This is a genomic window from Parendozoicomonas haliclonae (assembly GCF_900174585.1).
Taxonomy (GTDB): domain Bacteria; phylum Pseudomonadota; class Gammaproteobacteria; order Pseudomonadales; family Endozoicomonadaceae; genus Sansalvadorimonas; species Sansalvadorimonas haliclonae.
In genome coordinates this window covers 1-862 of the sequence record NZ_FWPT01000035.1, presented here as the reverse complement: position 1 = coordinate 862, position 862 = coordinate 1, and the positions used below count along the sequence as shown (strand labels likewise).

The 862-nt window shown below is 52.0% G+C and carries 1 protein-coding gene; it reads right to left on the bottom strand.

The genetic code is table 11. The annotated features are described in order from the left end of the window. On the bottom strand, positions 1–862 hold an 862-nt coding region (locus tag EHSB41UT_RS24105; RefSeq protein WP_087113427.1), incomplete at both ends, for an IS481 family transposase.

Here is an 862-nt window from a genome sequence, read left to right as displayed (position 1 = left end):
TCGATGAATTTTTCCATCCAGATCTCTTTGCCAGCTATCAGCGTTTCCATTGGCGTGCGCCCACAGCACATCTTGCCCTGATGGGTGCGACGAGTATTGTAGTAATCCAACCAGTCGTCCAGATCCCTCTGAAGCTCGTCTACAGATTCGTAGATTTTCCTTCTCAGAGCCGGCTGGTAGAACTCCTGCAGAATCGTTTTATGGAAACGCTCGCAGATCCCGTTGGTTTGCGGATGTCTGGCTTTCGTCTTCGTATGCTCAATCTCGTTGATAGCGATGTAGAGCTGGAAGTCGTGCTGATCTGCTTTGCCGCAATACTCCGTGCCACGATCCGTCAGAATGCGCAGAACCGGTAGCTTTTCTTCCACATAGAACGGAAGCACGCGGTCATTCAGCAAGTCTGCAGCGGTAATCGGTGTTTTCGTGGTGTAAAGCTTGCAGTGTGCGACCTTGGAGTAGGTATCAACGTAAGTCTGCTGATAAACCCGGCCTACACCCTTGAAGGTCTCGACGTAGAAGGTGTCCTGTGAGCCAAGATAGCCAGGATGAGCGGTTTCAATTTCACCGCAAGTCTCATCGTCCAGCTTCTTACGCTCTAACGCCTTTACCTGGGACTCGGTCAGGATGATGCCATCCTCTGCTACCCGGGCTTCCAGAGCCTTCAGACGCTGCTTGAAGTTACCGAGATCGTTTCTGATCCAGATGCTCCGTACACCGCTGGGAGACACGAAGATGCCTTTCTTGCGAAGCTCATTGGAGACTCTGACCTGACCGTGAGCAGGATCCTGAATGGCGTACTCAACAACGGCTTCTTCAATCTGCGGCTCAACACGGTTCTTTGTGTTGGGAACTCTGCGGCTAC